Origin of the sequence: Collinsella sp., from assembly GCF_052346665.1 — a bacterium.
Lineage (GTDB): Bacteria > Actinomycetota > Coriobacteriia > Coriobacteriales > Coriobacteriaceae > Collinsella.
In genome coordinates, this window is the sequence record NZ_DAWDUX010000020.1 from 2,583 (window position 1) to 7,296 (window position 4,714).

Below are 4,714 nucleotides of genomic sequence, written 5' to 3' on the forward strand. Positions count from 1 at the left end.
GTACACAATCCTCCACCAACAACTTTTCTAAGTCAAGACTGGTATCGCAATCGACATGCCGTATGATGAAGGTGTTCCGCCCCCCGCGGAGCAACTGGGTGAACCGTCGCGTTTATTTAGGGAGCCCACACAGTCGGCATAGTACAGGTATCCTTCGTTGTTAAGGAAGCTGGAACCGCACGATGAGGGCACCCACCTTGCAGAGGTGGGTTCATTTTCGTGAAGTGGGGGGCGGTCTTTTTGTGTCGCTACGTGAGAGAGCCTATGTGAGGGAACGTGGGTTTGAAACAACAGAGGTTCTTTCAAACCCACGTTCCCTCACATTTTTAGGCCTGGTAATGTGATTTATCATGGGTTTGAAACGATCACCCTGATTTCAAATCGACGTTTCCTCACAATATCCCGGCCATCTTATCGACCTCTTCGGCCACCGCGCTTGCGGCACCACGTTCGGGTTGCCGATGCTGTAGAAAATAAACTCAGTTTTTGCGTTGACATCGCGCGTGCGGTTGCTAGAATGTTCACTTGTCCTGGGGACGTAGCTCAGCTGGGAGAGCGCCTCGGTCGCATCGAGGAGGTCGAGGGTTCGATCCCCTTCGTCTCCACCACAGGATTTGATTAGGCTCCGGCAACGGAGCCTTTTTCATATGTAGAGGACCTGCTTGCGGCGGGTGTTCGGGGCGCCCGATCCGCTTTGGGTGCCCAGGTTCGCCCGTTCCGCCTCAAGCGCTCGCTGGCGCCTGTGTCTGCGGTCCGCATTTTCGGCGTCGATGCCCGACTTCCGCGGCGCGAGCCGCTTGTCTTGAAGGACGTACGCTATGATCGCCTTGCTCGATCCGTCATCTCTTATCCATTGCGAGCTGTGCCCCCGCCGGTGCCGCGCCAACCGTGCCGCGGGTGAGCGCGGCGTGTGTGGGGCCGGAGGTGCGCTCAAGATTGCCCGTGCTGCCCTGCATTTTTGGGAGGAGCCTCCCATTTCGGGAGAGGCGGGGTCCGGTACGATCTTCTTCTCCGCATGCCCACTCAAGTGCGTCTATTGCCAGAACCACGAGATCTCGACGGGGGGATTCGGCATCGAAGTCGAACCGGAGCGTCTTGTCGAGATCATGCTCGAGCTCCAGGCCCAGGGTGCGCATAACATCAACCTGGTGACGGCGACCCATTTCGCGCATCTGCTGCCCGATGCAATCGCCGAGGCCCGCTCCCAAGGCCTCTCCATTCCCATCGTGTACAACACAAGTGGATATGAGCGCGAGGAAGCGGTTGCGGAGTTGGGCGATCTCGTTGACATCTGGCTCGTTGACTACAAGTATGCTGATGCCTCTTTAGGGCGTGCGCTCTCGCATGTGCCCGATTACCCAGAGGTCGCATCGAGAGCCCTCAAGCGCATGTGCGCCGAGGTCGCACGGCGCGGGGGAAAGCTCATTCGTGAGGATGGCATCATGGAGCGCGGCGTCATCGTCCGCCATCTCGTGCTTCCCGGCAGCGCGGCCGACTCGTGCGCGGTCCTCGATCGGGTCTGGGAAATCGCCGGGGATGTACCCATCTCGGTGATGAACCAGTACACCCCGAATGAGCGGATGCGCGCCTCCGAGGGGGATCTGGCTCGCGCGGTGAGCGCGTCGGAGTACGAGCTCGTGCTCGATCACGCCGACGAACTTGGCTTTAGCACCATGTTCTGGCAAGAGGGCGGTGCCGTGGACGAGAGTTTTACCCCGGCGTTCGATACCACCGGCGTGCTTCGCGCCGCCGACGCCGTCGATGCCGCCGATTCAGCTTGCCGCGGATAACGCGGCGCTGGGGTTTCGCGCTCGTTTCGCGGGCATCGCCACGCCCGCTCCTCGAAATAATCTCCCACGCTGAACGGGTATACTGCTTGCCATCTGCTTGCATGTGCGTTTTGGAAGGGGCCCTCATATGGCCGATTCACATATGACGACGCTAACCGATGGTGAGCGCGAGGAGCTTGAGGCCCTGCGTGCCGAGAAGGCCCGTCGCGAGGAGGAAGAGCGCGCCCGAGCCGAGCGCGAGGAGCTCGATGCTCTGCGTGCCGAGCAGGCGAAGGTGGACGCCCAAATCCTTGCCGAGCGCGCCGCCACGCGGGAACATCGCGTCGCGCAGGATCCTCTTGAATCCGCGTCTTCGCGCCGCGCCTCTTCAGGCGCATCTCCCGCCCCCGCGGACCACAACCCCCCGCAGGACAAGACGTTCGGTCAGCGCATGGTCACCTCGAGCGCCGTCGACGGCGACGGTATCCCCACCATGCCCGTTGCGCAAAAGATCATCATCGCCGCCGCCCTTATCGCGCTCGTGGCGTTCATCATCTACACGGTTACGCGTTAGACCGCCCGCGCTGCCCTTCTCTCGCGTTCACGTTCGTCGATGGCGCTTCAAATCGACGAGGTCCTCAATCGCAGACACGTTAGGAGCCGTCTCATGGCTTTGACTGATATCACCCGTTCCACCGATGTGTCAATGAACACCGATTTATACGAGCTCACCATGGCCCAGGGGCTTTGGGAGAACGGCAAGCTTGGTGAGCAGGGTTGCTTTACCGCGTTCTTTCGCGAGGCGCCGTTTGGGAGCGTGTACGCCGTCATGTGCGGCACCGCTGAGTTGGGGGAGTTCGTCGAGAACTTCCGGTTCACGGATGAGGACATCGCGTATCTGGCCGAGCTTGAGGCTCCGGGTGGCGGTGCCCTGTTCAAACCCGGCTTTCTCGAGTTCCTGCGCGGCTTTTGTCCGCAGGTGGATATCGACGCCATCCCCGAGGGCGAGCTCGTGTTCGCGCGCGAGCCCATGGTGCGCGTGAGCGGCCCCATGCTCGATTGCCAGCTGCTTGAGACCGCCCTGCTTAACATCATCGGGTTTCAGACCCTCGTGGCGACCAAGACCGCCCGTGTGGTCCAGGCGGCTCAGGGCAGGCCCGTCGCGGAGTTCGGCCTGCGCCGCGCCCAAGGCCCGGACGGCGGAGTGGCGGTCGCACGTGCGAGTTATGTGGCGGGGTGCGCTTCGACTTCCAACGTGCTCGCGGGTCGTCGCTATGGTATTCCCGTCTCCGGTACGCACGCTCATAGCTGGGTCCTGAGTTTCCCAACCGAGTTGGAGGCGTTCCGCGCGTTCGCCAAGAGCTCGCCCAAGAACTGCACTCTGCTCGTGGACACCTACGACGTGCGCGAGGGCGTGGAAAACGCCATCACCGTCGCCCGCGAGATGGAGGCGGAAGGTGAGCGCTTGTCCGGCATCCGCATCGATTCGGGCGATCTCGCCAAGCTTTCCGCCTACGCGCGGCGCCGCTTTGACGAGGAGGGGCTTTCCTACGTGAAGATCGTCGTGTCGAACGACCTCGACGAGCACACCATCACCTCGCTGTTCAATCAGGGCGCGCCGGTCGATGCTTTTGGCGTGGGCACCAAGCTCGCGACATGCTACGACCAGCCCGCTTTGGGCTGCGTGTACAAGCTCTCCGCCCGTCGCGGCGGCGCCAACGAGCCCTGGACGCCTGTCATGAAGTTTTCCGAGCAGCCGTTCAAACGCACGATTCCTGGCGTGCAACAGGTTCGCCGTTATATGGATACCGCGGGTGCGCCGGTGTGCGATATGATCTACGACCCCGATCATCTCATGGGGGAGGGCGAGCGCCGCGGCCACACGTTGGTGGCGGTGAATGACGCGGCCTTGGTGACGGACGTTTCCGAGTTCTCCTATCGCGAGCTCCTCGTACCGCAGGTCCGCAATGGCGCGGCGGCGTCGCCGCGCGAGGACATCGAGGTTGCGCGGGCTCGTTGCGCGAGCGCCTTGGAGTCACTTGACGATGTCTACAAGCGTTTCCTGTATCCACAGTCGTATGTGGTGGGCATGGAGGCGGGCCTCGCCGCCGTGCGCGACGAGCTCGTTCGCGAGCGCATGGCTGCCACGTCCTCCGTTCTTCCCTGGAAGGCAAAGTGATGACTGCACGTAAGACCATGGTCGTGAAGATCGGATCCTCGACACTGGTCGAGGACGGTGAGCTGCGGCGCGATTTCATCTCCGCCCTCGCCTCCCAAGCGCGCGACCTGCGCGAGGCCGGGTGGAATCTCGTCGTAGTGAGCTCCGGCGCCATCGCGTGCGGCGCGCCTTTGCTCGGATTTGAGCGCAGGCCCGTGGACATGCCGAGCCTGCAGGCGTGCGCCTCGGTGGGGCAGTGCGTACTCTCCGCCGCCTACGATGAGGAGTTTCGGGCGGTGGGTCTTCTCACCTCACTCGTCTTGCTCACGCGTGGTGACACGGCACGCCGTACCTCGTATCTGCATGCTCGCGATGCTCTCACGCGCCTCGTCGATTTGGGCGTGGTGCCCATCGTGAACGAGAACGACACCACCGCCGTCGACGAGATCAAGTTCGGTGACAACGACACCCTCGCGGCACTTGTGAGCTGCTTGGTCTCTGCCGACCTGTGCGTGACCCTCTCCGATATCGACGGCCTCTACACCGCCAACCCCTCTCTCGACCCCACTGCGAAGTTTATCCCCCGGGTGGATAAGATTGACGCCGCGATCATCGGCTCTGCGGGAGATTCGACCACCACGGTGGGCACGGGCGGCATGATCACCAAGATCCGCAGCTGCCGTATCCTCATGACGGCGGGCATCGAGAGCGTCATCTGCTCAGGCGCCGAGGAGCGGCCGCTCGTGCGGCTCGCGGCGGGGGAGCAGGTGGGCACGAGGTTCGTTCC

4 protein-coding genes and 1 tRNA gene are annotated in these 4,714 nt (G+C 62.5%); all 5 read left to right on the forward strand.

Annotation, left to right across the window (positions count from 1 at the left end; translation table 11 throughout):
• Positions 1-532: 532 nt before the first annotated feature.
• Positions 533-608, forward strand: a tRNA-Ala gene (locus tag ACT8II_RS05050).
• Positions 609-818: 210 nt separating this feature from the next.
• Complete coding sequence (locus tag ACT8II_RS05055) at positions 819-1,790, forward strand: radical SAM protein (protein ID WP_294123306.1); 972 nt, start codon at positions 819-821, stop codon at positions 1,788-1,790.
• 127 nt (positions 1,791-1,917) lie between these two features.
• Positions 1,918-2,343, forward strand: coding sequence for a hypothetical protein (locus ACT8II_RS05060; protein WP_118653295.1), 426 nt, complete (start codon positions 1,918-1,920; stop codon positions 2,341-2,343).
• Positions 2,344-2,436: 93 nt separating this feature from the next.
• Positions 2,437-3,948, forward strand: coding sequence for a nicotinate phosphoribosyltransferase (locus tag ACT8II_RS05065; protein WP_118653297.1), 1,512 nt, complete (start codon positions 2,437-2,439; stop codon positions 3,946-3,948).
• Positions 3,948-4,714, forward strand: a 767-nt coding sequence (gene proB, locus ACT8II_RS05070) for a glutamate 5-kinase (RefSeq protein WP_443813185.1), incomplete at its 3' end; no start/stop codon positions are given. The genes ACT8II_RS05065 and proB, both read left to right, overlap by 1 nt.

Excerpts from the sequence above, each read along its gene's own strand:
- ACT8II_RS05055 (WP_294123306.1), top strand. The coding sequence starts at position 819 with ATGATCGCCTTGCTCGATCCGTCATCTCTTATCCATTGCGAGCTGTGC.
- ACT8II_RS05060 (WP_118653295.1), top strand. The coding sequence starts at position 1,918 with ATGGCCGATTCACATATGACGACGCTAACCGATGGTGAGCGCGAGGAG.
- ACT8II_RS05065 (WP_118653297.1), top strand. The coding sequence starts at position 2,437 with ATGGCTTTGACTGATATCACCCGTTCCACCGATGTGTCAATGAACACC.